Here is a 13,617-nt window from a genome sequence, read left to right on the forward strand (position 1 = left end):
ATGAAACAATACTTATCATTCTCAGAAGAAGTAAAAGCTGCACAAGAGAAAGGACTACCAATCGTAGCATTAGAATCTACCATCATTTCACATGGTATGCCATACCCACAAAACGTTGTTACAGCACGTGAAGTAGAACAAATCATCCGCGATAACGGTGCAGTACCAGCAACAATTGCAATTTTAGACGGTAAAATCAAAATCGGTCTTTCTGATGAAGAATTAGAAGTACTAGGTAATTCATCAGACGTTGCAAAAACATCTCGTCGTGACCTTGCTTATTTATTAGCAACAAAACAAAAAGGTGCTACAACAGTAGCTGCAACAATGATTTGTGCAGAATTAGCTGGCATTGAAATGTTCGTAACAGGTGGTATCGGTGGTGTTCACCGTGGTGCTGAAACAACAATGGATATTTCAGCTGACTTAGAAGAACTTTCACAAACAAATGTAGCGGTAGTATGTGCGGGTGCAAAATCTATTCTAGATATCGGATTGACTTTAGAGTACCTTGAAACAAAAGGTGTTCCAGTAATCGGTTATGAAACAGACTTAGTACCGGCATTCTACACACGTGAAAGTGATTTCGCTGTAAACTTCCGTGCAGATAATCCTGGAACAGTAGCAGAAACTTTACGTGCAAAATGGGATCTTGGACTTAAGGGTGGAGCAGTAATTGCTAATCCAATTCCAGAAGCAGATGCAATGGACCATGAATTCATCACTAACATCATTGAAACAGCATTGCAAGAAGCTAAAGAAAATGGTATTAGTGGTAAAAAAGTAACGCCATTCTTATTAGGTAAAGTAAAAGAATTAACAGAAGGTAAGAGCTTAGTAGCTAATATCGCATTAGTAAAACATAATGCTGTAGTAGGTTCTAAGATTGCTGTAGCTTTAAATAAATAATTAGATGAAAAAAGCTAGGAACATAGCCATTACATTATGGCTGTTCCTAGCTTTTTTATGATTTTCGAAGTGAGCCTAACTCACTTACGATTGCTTGCATTTCACTTGGGCTAAATGCATCACGTTTCATAACCATTTCATAAAGATAGACAAGGTCCTCGTATTGCTCGGTATCAAAATGCTCTGGTTTCATTGCGTCGGCATTAACCATACGAAGTTTATCTTTGATCATATCAATCATATAGATGACATTCTCAGTAGAGGGTTCAGTTAAATTCATAGGATTCCCTACCTTTCGTTACATACATAGTATCATTTCATGCAATGTATGGAATGTCAATTACAAATTGATTAAGCTTTTGCAGATTGCTCAGCTTTGTTATTTAATTTTTCTTTTTTCTCTTCTTTTAGCTTTTCTTTAATACGTTTTGTTTCAAAAACAACTATCCCTGATAGGCCAATAAGACCGATTAAGTTTGGAATGGCCATTAAGCCATTTGCAACATCAGAGAATGTCCAAACGATATTAAGTGGAATAGTTGCACCGATAAATACGAAAGCTACGAAAATAATACGATAAACTAAAAGAGCAAACGGATTTTTAAATAAGTACTGGAAGCATTTCTCACCATAATATGCCCATCCTAAAATAGTTGAAGAAGCAAAGAAAATTAACCCGATTGCCACAACAATTGGTCCCCAACTACCTAAGAAGTGACCAAATGCTTGAGTTGTTAGTGCATTTGCTTCTAATTTTGGATTTGTATAAACACCGGACATAACGATTGTTAAGCCAGTAATTGAGCAGATTAAGAATGTATCAAAGAAAACTTGTGTCATTGAAATAAGTGCTTGTCGTCCAGGTAAATCTGTTTTCGCAGCAGCAGCAGCGATTGGAGCAGAACCTAGACCCGCCTCATTGGAGAATACTCCACGAGCAACACCGTAGCGAATTGCGGCACCAATTGCCCCACCTGCAGCAGCTTCTCCAGAGAATGCCATTTTAATAATTGTCATAAATGCTTCAGGTACAGCAGTAATATTCATAATAATAATAATTAAACCGGAAGCTAAATAGAAAATAGCCATAACAGGAACAAAAACAGCTGTTACTTTCCCGATAGATTGAATTCCACCTAAAATAACAAGGCCTACAAAAATAGTTAAAATAATACCAGTAATCCATGGATCAATTTTAAAAGTAGAATTTACAACTCCAGCAACTGAGTTGGATTGTGTACCGTTACCGATACCAAATGAAGCTAACACACCGAATAATGCGAACAATACAGCTAACCATTTTTGTTTAAGACCATGCTCAAGATAGTACATCGGTCCACCAGCCATTTGTCCCTTCGAATCTTTTACGCGGAAGCGAACTGCTAAAATAGCCTCGCTATACTTAGTTGCCATACCAAAGAATGCAGAGAACCACATCCAAAATATAGCACCAGGTCCACCGAGAATAACTGCTGTTGCAACCCCAACGATATTTCCGGTACCAACAGTAGCAGCAAGTGCCGTTGTCAAAGCCTGGAATTGTGAAATATCACCTTCTACATCTGTAGCGTGTTTTTTAGAGAATACAAGTCTAAGAGCTGTTGGTAATAGTCTAAGTTGTAATACACCCACTCGAATAGTGAGGTAAATCCCTGAACCGACGATTAAGACAATTAATGGAATACCCCATAATACGCCTGATATCGAACCTAAAATCTCATTTAGCTTATCCATTTAATAATTCCCCCTTACCCACCGTTTTTTTTTTTTTTTGTAAAATATTCCTCCTATTTCTATTGAATTCCCCATTATATACTATTATTCTTAATATTCTGTCTATAAGTCAAGAAATATTTTTAAAAGAGATTACATTGTATAGCCATCACTTTAGTTTTATTGTTAAAGTAGAAGGGCATACTATTTTAAAGGGATTACATGCAAGGAGGAAATTATAATGTCGAATAAGTTATTTGTAGGGATTACAATTGGTGCAATTGCTGGAGCAGCAATCAGTATGTTGGATCGTAGTACTCGTGAGAGCACATGTAAGAAAGCTAAAAGCATTTCAAATGATGTTAAGTACTATGCAAAAAATCGTGAAGAATTTGTTGGGAAAGTACAAAACAAAGTGGAAAAGTATCAAACTTTATATGATTCATTTTCAACAGAAAAGGATTATTTAATGGAAAAAGTTGATGAGATTCGAACATATACACCACAAGTGAAAAATCTAATACAGGATACTAAAAATGCGTTTGTATCTCCAAAAGAAAAAGAGGAAGATCCTAACATAATTCATCTTTGATCTGAACAAAGGGGGAGAGATCATTGAGTAGAAACAATCGTCATGATTCAAAGTCTTCATCTGTATTTGATAAGGTGAAGATGATGCAAATAGAGAAAAAGGATAAGGATGAAAAGGTTAATGATATAACGACATCAAAAGGCTTTTTGATGGAGTTTATACAGCGGATAAAAAATGATGATATTTCGGGCTTTAGTGCGCAGTTGGCATATTTCTTCCTATTATCTTTTTTTCCATTACTCATTTTCTTAGTGACATTACTGCCGTTTTTAAATATTGATCCAGATCAAATTTATTTATTTTTGAATGCTATTTTACCTGATCAAGTGTACTCATTAATAATTGGGACAATTAGTGAAATTTTAGAAAATAGGAACGGTGGATTATTGTCGATAGGTATTATCGGTACGATTTGGTCAGCTTCTAAAGGTGTAGATGCGTTGATCAAATCGTTAAACCGTTCATATGATAAAAACGAAACAAGGCCGTATATCATAGCGAGATTTGTGTCTGTTATTTTCACTTTTTTATTAGTAGGATTGATTATTGTGGCATTGCTACTATCAGTCTTTGGTAGGCAAATTGGTGTTATACTATTCTCTTACTTTGGGTTAGAGGTAGATTTCTTGATGGTTTGGAATAGTATTCGTTCAATCATACCACCGCTATTGATTTTCACAGTATTAACTACAATGTATTGGATTGTACCTAATAAAAAATTGTATTTACGCAGTGTCTTACTCGGTTCTGCTGCTGCGACGGTTGCATGGATAGTGTTATCTTATGGGTTTTCTTACTATGTTAGTAATTTTGCAAATTACTCTGCAACGTATGGTAGTATCGGTGGAATTATCATATTAATGTTATGGTTATATTTCACAGGCATGATTTTAATGGCCAGTGGACAAATTAATGCCATTATGCAGAAAAGACTAGAAATATTGGAAGTACGAAAAAAGAGTGACCTTATATAGTCACTCTCTTTTTTTATATGTTTTTATTTAACAGTCTCAAACCGTTTAAAATCACTAGAATTGTACTACCTTCATGTCCGATAACACCTAAAGGTAAATCTACTGCTTGTAGGAAGTTTGAGATAATAAGCAAAGCAATGACAGAAATAGAAAATGCAATATTTTGCTTAACGGTTTTTTGCATTTTACGCGACAGTTTAATTGCATAAGCAATTTTAGAAAGGTCATTTTTCATTAATACAACATCTGCTGTCTCTAATGCAACGTCTGTTCCTTCTCCCATAGCAATACCTGTAGTAGCTGTTGCAAGTGCAGGGGCATCGTTAATACCGTCACCAACCATTCCGACATGTTTGTACTTAGCCATTAAATCTTTCATATGTTGTACTTTTGTTTCTGGCAAGCACTCTGCAATATAAGCATCAACACCTGCTTCTTTTGCGATTACTTTAGCGGTATTCTCATTATCCCCAGTCAACATAATTGTGTGAATACCTAGCTCTTTTAGAAGAGCAATTGCGTGTTTTGCTTCTTCACGAACCGTATCTTTCATTGCAGCGATGGCAACAATTCCTTTTTCATCACGAACGAAAATAACCGTTTTACCTTCATCAGCTAATGTAAGAGCAATCCCATTAGCAAAAAGCATTGCGTCTTCACGACCTACGAAATCAGCTTTCCCTACTTTATAAGCAATGTTATCTACAACTGCTTTCATACCCCAACCAGGAACGTCTTCAATTTGAGCTTTATCGAAGGATTTTAGTCCTTGTCGTTTCGCATAAGCCGTAATCGATTGAGCAAGAGGGTGATTTGATTGTGATTCAATACCAGCGACTATAGAGAGCATTTGTTGCTGATCAATACCTTCACGAACTATAAACTCAGTGACGATTGGTTTCCCTCGTGTAAGTGTCCCTGTTTTATCAAATGCGATGGCATTTAATACACTTAAATTTTCTAAGTGAACGCCACCTTTAAATAGAATACCGCTTTTTGCCCCATTAGAAATGGCCGATAGTGTAGCTGGCATTATAGATGCCACAAGAGCGCAAGGTGACGCAACAACTAGTAATACCATTGCGCGATAAAATGTAGTTGTCCAATCCCAACCAAGTAAGAAGTGGGGGATGAACATCATTAGCAAAACGGCGATTAATACAAATTTTACATAAGTACCTTCAAATCGTTCAATAAATTGCTGAGAAGGTGACTTCTCATCTTGAGCAGATTGTACAAGGTCAATGATTTTCTGGAATAGAGATTCGGAGTTTGGTTTCGTCATTTCCATAGTCACGGCACCACTCATATTGACAGTACCTGCAAATACTTCGTCACCTTCAAGCTTAGTAACAGGTATTGCTTCGCCGCTAATCGCAGCCTCATCAATTGCGGTAGTACCTTCAAAAATCACTCCATCCGCTGGAACTCGTTCACCTGGTTTAATAAAAAGGCGATCACCTTTTTTTAAAGTAGAAACAGAGACGCGAGTTAGTTCACCTTGTTCATTTACTAGCCACGCTTCTTCAGGTTGTAAATTCATAAGTGCTGAAATTTCTTTGTGACTTTTATTCATTGCGTATGTTTCAAGGGCGCCACTTACAGCAAAGATAAAGATTAAAATTGCGCCCTCAGTCCAATAACCAATAATTGCTGAACCGACTGCTGCTAAAATCATAAGGAATTCCACATTTAGTTCCTTATTAGCAATTGTTTCTTCAACACCTTCTTTTGCTTTTGCGAAGCCACCAATAATAAATGCAAGGATATAAACAAGTATAGATAAAGTGTTCATATCATTTTTTCCAAGTAACCAAGCAATTAAAATGAAAACACCTGAAGAGAGAGCTGCAATGAGTTCAGCGTGTTCTTTCATATTCTCAATTAGTGAGTGGTTTTGTTGTTTTATAGTTTCCATTGTTATACCTCCTGATAATGAATATCAATATCAAAATCTTTATTAACGAATAAAACTGGCTTACCACAAGGGGTTGCCAGTAATTTTTACAATCATTTTTAATTTAGAATCATTATAACATAGAGTGAGTGGTTGGGGAAGTGCATTGTTTAATAAATGTTAGTTTAAGAGAAAATGTGCATGTAGAAAATAAAAAAACTCTCGAAAACTATAAATAGTCTCCAAGAGTTCTGTAAAGATTCTATTAGAATACGCGTTCAGCATGAATTGCTAATTTATCTAGAGATGATTTTTGAACGTCTGCGTGTAATGAGTTACCGTGAGAGTCCATTGTTACGACAGCTGTGAAACCTTCAACTGATAAGTGCCACATTGCTTCAGGAATACCAAACTCCATTAAGTCTACACCATCGACTGATTTAATACAGTCCGCATAATATTGTGCAGCGCCACCGATTGCATTTAAGTAAACGCCACCGTGTTCAGCTAAAGCAGCAAGTGTTTTTGGTCCCATACCGCCTTTACCCATAACTGCGCGGATACCAAATTTTTTCATAATATCACCTTGGTAAGGTTCTTCACGGATAGAAGTTGTTGGACCAGCAGCTTTTACTGTCCAATTCTCATTTTCGTCTTTTGCCATTACTGGACCACAGTGATATACGATTTGTCCGTTTAAATCGACCGGAGCGTCATGACTCATTAAGTGGTGGTGGATAGCGTCACGGCCAGTATACATACGACCAGTGATTTTAACTACATCACCAACATTTAATGAACGAATTTGTTCTTCAGAGATTGGTGCTGTTAATTCAACAACTTTTTTCTCCGATTTTGGTTCTTCTGTTTGTGGTTCGTCTTTGAACGAGATTTTCTCGCCGTCTTGGTAATGCCAGTTTTTGATTTCACCAGTAGTAGCATCAACATCGATTGCCATGCGACGGTAAGCCCAGCAGTTATAAGCTACAGATACATAGAATGATGCTGGGATACGGTTCATAACGCCAACTTTACAGCCAAGTAATGTTGCTTCACCACCGAAGCCCATTGTACCGATACCTAATGTATTAGCTTTTTCAAGTATGTAATCTTCTAATTTAGCTAAATCAGGATTTGGATTTGTATCATCAACATGACGGAATAATTGTTCTTTTGCTAAATCATATCCAGATGAGCGGTCTCCACCAATCCCAACACCGATGAATCCAGCAGAGCAGCCTTGTCCTTGTGCTTGGTATACAGAGTGAAGAACACATTTACGGATACCATCTAAGTCACGACCAGCACGGCCAAGTCCTTCTAATTCAGTAGGTAAACTATATTGAATATTTTTGTTTTCACAGCCGCCACCTTTTAAGATTAACTTAATTTCGATGAAGTCATTTTCCCATTGTTCAAATTTCATAACAGGAAGGCCTTCACCTAAGTTATCACCACTGTTTGCACCAGTTAATGAGTCTACTGAGTTTGGACGAAGCTTAGCATCAGCAGTAGCACGAGCGATTGCTTTTTTGATTACCTTTTTGATTTCAATTTGGTTTACACTAACAGGAGTTTTTATTTTGAATGTTGGAAGTCCAGTATCTTGACAGATAGGTGAAATATTATCGTCAGCCATATGAATGTTCGTAGCGATTGTATCTAAACTCATAGCAGCGCGAGTACCAGCATTTTCAGCATCTTTGGCTTTTTTTATTGCGCGGCGTACATCTTTTGGTAAGTTTGTAGATGTTTCAGTTACTAAATCATATATGCTTTGTTCAAGCTTTTCTAAATTCATGTAAATTGCCCCCTCAAATAAGGAAATGTTTTAATTCCATACTTATTATACCCTTTTCAAAATATGAAAAAAAGAGCATGAATTCACGCTCTTTTTTAAACTGATAAAAATTATTCATTTTCATTAATTAGTTTTCAGGTCTGTCATTGAATTGATCCATTTTTTCTTCTAAATCGTCCATCATCTGAATAAGGCGATCGATATCTTCTAATTCAGTAGTTTCAGGGTCAATTGCGTCTAGCACTTCTAAAAAGATTTGAAGACGTTCTTTTAGGTAGGTCACTTGTTGATCTTTATCTGTAATTGATTTACCCATCATTACACCTCATTTCTTCTACCCAATAGTAGCTGATTTGTATAGTTTTTTCAATTGAATTAAGGAAATACTAGGACTTTTTAAATGTTTTAATTTTATTTGTATTTAGAAAATTTACATTATTTAAGTATTGTGGTAAAGTGAATATAAGAATAGGAAAGGAGAATAATTGGAAAAGAAAATTGAAAATCCTGTAGTAGAAGGAGGGAGATAGCAGTTAACGGCGAACTACCGCTAAGGATTTAAAGGCAACTGCAAATTAAAATGAATATTAGTCATTGTTAGAGGGCTCAGTACACATGTTATCAATGTGAACTGGGCCTTCATTTTTTATGAGAAAAAGCTTATCAGCTTCCAACCGAGTTATGATAATATTGTACAAGAATTAAGTAGCCTTTAAATTGATATATATTCGCAAGGAGGAAGAAATGGAGCATAGTATTAATTTTGAAAAGAGAAGATTTTGGATTTTGGTAATTATGGTCTCCATTTCGGGATTCTCTCAAGGTATGTTATTGCCGCTTGTGTCGGTAATTTTTGAGCAGGATGGTGTTTCTTCTGCTTTGAATGGTTTGAATGCAACAGGTTTATATATTGGAACATTATTAATAGCTCCTTTTATCGAACAACCGTTACGTAAATTTGGATATAAACCAATTATTGTGATAGGTGGAGCACTCGTCTTTTTATCTTTACTCATGTTTCCGTTATGGAAAAGTATAACATTCTGGTTTATATTACGATTGCTGATTGGTATTGGGGATCACGCATTGCATTATGCAACACAAACGTGGATTACAAGTACGGCACCAGCAAATCGACTTGGTAAAAGCATCGCAATTTATGGCTTATCATTTGGCCTCGGTTTTGCAGTCGGACCATTATTTGTACCATTGATGAATGTTTTCGAAGCACTACCATTTATCGTGTCATCGGTTCTTTGTTTAGTAGCATGGTCACTTATTTTCTGTTTGAAAAATGAGCGTCCAGAGGCGATTCAAATGACAAGTGTAGATGAAAAAGCATGGGGACGTTATGCAGCGACCCTGAGATATGCTTGGGTAGCATTTTTACCACCATTTTGTTATGGCTTTTTAGAATCTTCATTAAATGCATTGTTCCCGGTTTATGCGCTACGACTATCATTTGATGTAGCAATGTTATCTTTTATTTTAGCAGCTTTCTCAGTGGGAGGGATTATTTCTCAAGTGCCATTAGGTATGCTTGGAGATAAGATTGGACGTCGTAGAATCCTATTAATTGGCTTAGCTGGTGGGGGAACGACTTTCGGTATCGGCAGCTTTCTTGAGGGATCTGAAATTTTGGTAGCTGTTGTCTTTTTAGGTGCAGGGTTATTTGCAGGTTCATTATTCTCATTAGGAATTACATATATGACAGATTTAACTCCAAAAGAATTGTTGCCAACTGGTAATTTACTATGCGGTATATTTTTTAGCTTAGGTAGCTTGAGTGGACCATTTTTAGGCGGCCTTTATTTACAATTTGTTACCCAATATAGCTTCCTTTTACTTGTATCAATCATGTTACTTAGTGTGTTTTTCATTTCTCTAATTGGTGGAAAAACTGTAAAGCGAGTTATATAGTTAAGGGTCTTTGTTACTTTTTATGTAACAAAGACTTTTTAATTTGAAAAATTAAGAAAAAAATCAGATTTCCTTTAATCTTCCTTCATTTCTATTTGGTTTAATAGAAGTGAAAGGAGATGTTTCAAGTGAAGAAAAGAAAGTTGAAATTAAGAATAAAATTAGTGATGGTTCTATTAGTATTAGGTTTACTATGGATTGCTAATTTATTTATAGATGAAAGGCAACAAGTAACACAGGCAGAACCGAGGCTATTTAGTGAAAACGCCATATTAGTTGATTTAAATAGCGGAAAGGTTTTGCTTGATAAACAAAGTGAAATGGAAATATATCCTGCATCTTTAACGAAAATGATGACAGCCATTGTAGCAATTGAGAACTTATATGATTTAGAACAACGAATCACAATCCCAAGTGTGATGTTTGATAAGATTCGTGCTGAAAATGCCTCGGTAGCAGGATTTGTAGCACAAGAGCAAGTGACAGTTCGTGATTTATTATACGGGAATATGTTACCTTCTGGAGCAGATGCGTCGATTAGCTTAGCTATTGCAGTTTCAGGCTCAGAGGAAGCTTTTGTAAAGTTAATGAATGACAAGGCGAAAAAGCTTGGTATGAATGATACGCATTTTATGAATGTTACAGGTTTACAAGATAATGAGCACTTTTCAACTGCTAAAGATTTATCGAAATTACTACGTTATGCTTTACAGGATGAAACATTCTATAAAGTGTTTACAGCAAAGCGCTATACTACTTCAGCAACAAATGTACATCCAGATGGCATTACTTTTTATAGCTCGATGTTTGAAAAGCTACCCTCCACTACTATTGAAGGTGGAATGATTTTAGGTGGCAAAACAGGCTATACAGATAAAGCTGGGCTTTGTTTAGCAAGTTTAGCTGAGAAAGATGGTAAGCAGTATATATTCATTACAACGGGAGCACCTGGAGATCATGATACGGAGCAGTTTCATATGACTGATGCTTTGGCGGTCTATAATCAAATATTCTAATGATTTGGATTGTACTTTTGAGTGCGATCCTTTTTTCGTTGCGGCTGTGGTGTTGTCACTATATGATAAAGATAGTGAATAATTTGAATATAGTGGAAAAGGAAGTGTGTAATGATAATTGAGAAAAGAGAAAAAGTATATTTCGAAAAGGTCTGGCAAGAAGGGATGAAAGATTGGTCTGGTAAGACGCCAGAGCGCATGGTCAATGATGCTTTAGAAGAGCAATTTTGGGCTCAATACATTCAAAAAAATGCGGATAAAGAGACAGATCCTTATGCAGAGGATATCTTTCAAAACATTGCAAAGTTCATTGACCACACTGATACGGTTCTAGAAATTGGACCTGGTTGGGGGAATTATACGTTTCCACTTGCAAACCACGTGGAGAAGCTAACTTGTGTAGATAGTTCTGCAAGTATGATACATTATTTGCAAAATAAATGTGCTACCGATAATTATAACAATATTTCCTTTATTCATGAGAAGTGGGAGGATAATAAGAAAACTGAGCAATATGATATTGTCTTTGGAATGAATTGTTTTTATCGCATATACGAAATAAAGAGAGCACTACAACAAATACATAATAGTGCCAAGAAGTTAGCCATCATTGGTGTGACTTTTGCACCGATGCGACCACATTATATAGATTTACAAAATAACTTCGGCTATTCGTTGAAGTACCCTAGAAGAGACTACATAGATTTGATGAATATTCTTTATGAATTGGATATCCATGCAAATTGCCAGATAGTAGATTTGGAGAAAACGTATACGTATGATTCATACGACGAGATGATTGATGCCAACAGTGTGAAGCTATTGACACCAAATGTAGATCGATCGCAAGTTGAGGAAGCGGTGCAGAAGTATGTTGATTACAAAGAAGGTAAATATATTTATAAACATCAGTTTAAAGCTGCTCTTTTGTATTGGAGTCCTAGTAGTCTATAAAGAAGAAAGCCATCCTCATTAAATCGAGGACGGCTTTTGTTTGCTTATTTTAGCTTGAATTGTGTAATTGATGATTTTAATGAATTAATTTCATTAGATAACTGAGTTGCAGATTTAGCAACAATATCCATGACATGTTGCTGTTCATCAACCGAAGCAAATACTTCTGTTGAAGCTTTGGCATTATGATCACTTACTTCGGCAATGCTTTCAATCGCAAAAGTGAACATTTCCGTAGAAGCCATTAATATATTAACGCTCTCTGTGACGTTTTCGATGGAGGTAATGATGGTACCTACATTCGTTTTAATATCTACAAATGACATTTCTGTATTTGAAACAGCTATATTTTGTTCTTTTACAATCAAAGATGTTTTGTCAATTTCTTGGTTTGCAAGTAAAGTTTCCTGTTCAATACCACGTAACGTTTCTTGAACACTTTCCGTGGATACTGCAGTCTGTTCAGCTAATTTTCTGACTTCGTTTGCTACAACAGCAAATCCTTTACCGTGTTCACCAGCTCTTGCAGCTTCAATGCTTGCATTAAGAGCTAGTAAATTTGTTTGGGCAGAGATTTGATTAATCGTTTGAATAATATTTTCAATATCTTTCATTTTCGAAGATAGGGATTGGAATACTTTTTGTACATGCTCCACTAGATCAGCTGATTTTGTCGATTTCTCTTTTAATAATTTTAAATTATTAAGCCCTTGTTCATTGGAGGTTTGCATCTGTTCTGAAGACTGTTGCATAAACTCATTTTTTTGATATAGATTTTTTATTTGTTCTGAGATACCAATAATGACTAGTTTTGTTTCCTCTGCATCTTTTGCTTGCTGTAATGATCCAGCTGAGACATCAGATACAGCACGTGTAATTTCTACTGTAGAAGCAGTAGCCTCTTCGGATACAGCAGTCAAGGTTGAAGAGGCGTCTTGTATATCATTTATTGTGGTATCTACTTCGCTTATTAATGTTTTTAGTTGTGTTACCATCACGTCAAAATGAGTATTTAATTGCCCTAACTCATCTCCGCGATTTACTTCATGTAATTGAACAGTTAAGTCACCAGTAGAAATTTTCTTCACATTATTTGTTAGTTTTAAAATCGGGTTACCAAAATGTTTCGCTAATAAGTACATAATAATAGTCGCGATGATAAGTGAGGCGATAAAGGCTAAACACATGACAATAAGTAAATTTTGTGCGGATGAGTTAAAGTCTTTTTTGTAGCTTCCAGCACTTACAACCCAACCCCAGTGTGGGTCGATTTCAGCATATGTAATTTTTTCAGCAAGCTTCTTTTCATCATTAGGTAGATGGAATGGATACTGGACAAAACCACCACCGGCTTTTGCGTTTTTAATAATTTTTTGGATAAAATATTGTCCACTACTATCTTTTAACTCCCACGATTGTTGATTTTCAATATTGGGATGGGCAAGCATTAAGCCATCTTCTTGCAAAATGAAAATATAACCACTTTCTCCTAAGTCACCAGGATATGTAATCTCTCGATGTCCATCCTCTGTCTTTTTACCGATAATTTGAACCTTAACAGCTTCTTGCGCATCTTCTAAGGCCAAGTTTCCTTTTTGTACTTCAGCATCTAGAGAAGCGATTAGCTGCATCGTCGTCTGGACACTGTTTTTAACAATCGTTTCACCTAATTTATCCATATTAGATTTTGCACTTTGATAACTGAAAAAACCAATAATAATACATGGTATTGCGACAAGAAGTAACGAATTTAACATGAGCTTCCATTGAATAGAGTTACGTATCCTTTGCATTGAGCCCCCTCCTTCATTGTAAAAAATCTGTTAATTCTATTATGGATT

12 protein-coding genes are annotated in these 13,617 nt (G+C 35.9%); 6 read left to right on the forward strand and 6 right to left on the reverse strand.

Going from position 1 to position 13,617, the window contains the following annotated elements; all coding sequences use genetic code 11:
* Entirely contained in the window at positions 1-909 is a 909-nt protein-coding gene (locus ACQKM9_RS19165) for a pseudouridine-5'-phosphate glycosidase (RefSeq protein WP_427735973.1), read from the forward strand.
* A gap of 55 nt (positions 910-964) precedes the next feature.
* Here the strand turns inward: ACQKM9_RS19165 and ACQKM9_RS19170 are convergent, their stop codons facing one another.
* Together ACQKM9_RS19170 and ACQKM9_RS19175 are read right to left on the reverse strand one after the other, a co-directional pair.
* Positions 965-1,189, reverse strand: a complete 225-nt coding sequence (locus ACQKM9_RS19170) for a DUF1128 domain-containing protein (protein WP_038178574.1) — start codon at positions 1,187-1,189, stop codon at positions 965-967.
* A 71-nt stretch (positions 1,190-1,260) separates the two neighbouring features.
* Positions 1,261-2,643, reverse strand: a complete 1,383-nt coding sequence (locus ACQKM9_RS19175; protein WP_427735974.1) for an alanine/glycine:cation symporter family protein — start codon at positions 2,641-2,643, stop codon at positions 1,261-1,263.
* 220 nt (positions 2,644-2,863) lie between these two features.
* Between ACQKM9_RS19175 and ACQKM9_RS19180 the strand changes: the two genes are divergently transcribed.
* Together ACQKM9_RS19180 and ACQKM9_RS19185 are read left to right on the forward strand one after the other, a co-directional pair.
* Entirely contained in the window at positions 2,864-3,214 is a 351-nt protein-coding gene (locus tag ACQKM9_RS19180; protein ID WP_427735975.1) for a YtxH domain-containing protein, read from the forward strand.
* 80 nt (positions 3,215-3,294) lie between these two features.
* On the forward strand, positions 3,295-4,188 hold the full coding sequence (locus ACQKM9_RS19185; RefSeq protein ID WP_427736004.1) for a YihY/virulence factor BrkB family protein: 894 nt from the start codon (positions 3,295-3,297) through the stop codon (positions 4,186-4,188).
* 13 nt (positions 4,189-4,201) lie between these two features.
* On the opposite strand, the gene ACQKM9_RS19190 is transcribed toward ACQKM9_RS19185, so the two are convergent.
* The 3 genes from ACQKM9_RS19190 to ACQKM9_RS19200 all read right to left on the reverse strand — a co-directional run bounded on the left by ACQKM9_RS19190 (position 4,202) and on the right by ACQKM9_RS19200 (position 8,202).
* The gene (locus ACQKM9_RS19190) at positions 4,202-6,106 is read right to left on the reverse strand and encodes a heavy metal translocating P-type ATPase (RefSeq protein WP_427735976.1); all 1,905 of its coding nucleotides are present in this window, start codon (positions 6,104-6,106) and stop codon (positions 4,202-4,204) included.
* Between the two features lie 244 nt (positions 6,107-6,350).
* Positions 6,351-7,886, reverse strand: coding sequence for a fumarate hydratase (locus tag ACQKM9_RS19195; RefSeq protein ID WP_427735977.1), 1,536 nt, complete (start codon positions 7,884-7,886; stop codon positions 6,351-6,353).
* 127 nt (positions 7,887-8,013) lie between these two features.
* The gene (locus ACQKM9_RS19200) at positions 8,014-8,202 is read right to left on the reverse strand and encodes an SE1561 family protein (RefSeq protein WP_038178566.1); all 189 of its coding nucleotides are present in this window, start codon (positions 8,200-8,202) and stop codon (positions 8,014-8,016) included.
* A 428-nt stretch (positions 8,203-8,630) separates the two neighbouring features.
* Here ACQKM9_RS19200 and ACQKM9_RS19205 point away from each other — a divergent pair, with 428 nt between their 5' ends.
* The 3 genes from ACQKM9_RS19205 (at position 8,631) to ACQKM9_RS19215 (ending at position 11,776) form a co-directional block, all read left to right on the forward strand.
* Positions 8,631-9,806 carry an MFS transporter gene (locus tag ACQKM9_RS19205; protein ID WP_427735978.1) on the forward strand — a complete coding sequence of 392 codons (1,176 nt, stop codon included), beginning with the start codon at positions 8,631-8,633 and terminating at the stop codon, positions 9,804-9,806.
* Between the two features lie 128 nt (positions 9,807-9,934).
* Positions 9,935-10,822 (forward strand): D-alanyl-D-alanine carboxypeptidase family protein, encoded by an 888-nt coding sequence (locus tag ACQKM9_RS19210; RefSeq protein WP_427735979.1) that lies wholly within the window; start codon positions 9,935-9,937, stop codon positions 10,820-10,822.
* Between the two features lie 111 nt (positions 10,823-10,933).
* Complete coding sequence (locus tag ACQKM9_RS19215) at positions 10,934-11,776, forward strand: class I SAM-dependent methyltransferase (RefSeq protein ID WP_427735980.1); 843 nt, start codon at positions 10,934-10,936, stop codon at positions 11,774-11,776.
* Between the two features lie 44 nt (positions 11,777-11,820).
* Here ACQKM9_RS19215 and ACQKM9_RS19220 read toward each other — a convergent pair whose 3' ends face one another.
* On the reverse strand, positions 11,821-13,569 hold the full coding sequence (locus ACQKM9_RS19220) for a methyl-accepting chemotaxis protein (RefSeq protein ID WP_427735981.1): 1,749 nt from the start codon (positions 13,567-13,569) through the stop codon (positions 11,821-11,823).
* Positions 13,570-13,617 lie beyond the last annotated feature (48 nt).

The organism is Viridibacillus sp. NPDC093762 (genome assembly GCF_050279675.1).
GTDB lineage: Bacteria > Bacillota > Bacilli > Bacillales_A > Planococcaceae > Viridibacillus.